Raw genomic sequence first — 1086 nt, 5'->3', positions numbered from 1 at the left:
ACGACCTGGCCAAGGTCGGTCGCTACAAGATCAACAAGAAGCTCGGGGTCGACTCGGAGATCTCCCAGGGGACGCTCACCGAGGACGACATCGTCTCGATGATCGACTACCTGGTCCGGTTGCACGCCGGCGAGGCTTCGATGGGTGAGGTCGTCGTGGAGGTCGACGACATCGACCACTTCGGCAACCGCCGCATCCGCAGCGTCGGTGAGCTGATCCAGAACCAGGTCCGCCTGGGTCTGGCCCGGATGGAGCGCGTCGTGCGCGAGCGTATGACCACGCAGGACGTCGAGGCGATCACGCCGCAGACCCTGATCAACATCCGCCCGGTCGTGGCGTCGATGAAGGAGTTCTTCGGCACCTCGCAGCTGTCGCAGTTCATGGACCAGATCAACCCGCTGGCCGGCCTGACGCACAAGCGGCGGCTGAACGCGCTCGGTCCCGGTGGTCTGTCGCGTGAGCGGGCGGGCATGGAGGTGCGCGACGTGCACCCGTCCCACTACGGCCGGATGTGCCCGATCGAGACGCCTGAAGGCCCCAACATCGGCCTCATCGGCTACCTCGCGTGCTTCGGCCGCCTCAACGCCTTCGGCTTCGTGGAGACTCCTTACCGCAAGGTCGTCGACGGCAAGGTGACCGAGCAGATCGACTACCTCACGGCCGATGAGGAGGACCGCTACGTCAAGGCGCAGGCCAACTCGGCGCTCAACCCGGACGGTTCGTTCGCCGAGGCCCGCGTCCTGGTGCGCACCAAGGGCGGTGAGACGGAGTACGTGCGCTCCGGCGAGGTCGACTACATCGACGTGTCGCCGCGCCAGATGGTGTCGGTGGCCACCGCGATGATCCCGTTCCTCGAGCACGACGACGCCAACCGGGCATTGATGGGCGCGAACATGCAGCGCCAGTCGGTGCCGCTGCTCAAGAGCGAGGCGCCGCTGGTCGGCACCGGCATGGAATACCGTGCCGCGACCGACACGGGCGACGTGATCAACGCCGAGAAGGCCGGCGTGGTCGAGGAGGTCTCCGCCGACTACGTCACGGTCATGAACGACGACGGCACCCGCACCACCTACCGGGTGGCCAAGT

General features: G+C 66.7%; 1 pseudogene. It reads left to right on the top strand.

Features of this window, described 5'->3' with window-relative positions:
* A pseudogene (locus ACIBVN_RS60930) lies at positions 1-1086 on the top strand (DNA-directed RNA polymerase subunit beta); the annotation flags it as partial.

This window comes from Nonomuraea sp. NPDC049400 (assembly GCF_044466425.1).
Taxonomy (GTDB): Bacteria; Actinomycetota; Actinomycetes; order Streptosporangiales; family Streptosporangiaceae; genus Nonomuraea.
This window is presented reverse-complemented; position numbering and strand designations above follow the sequence as displayed.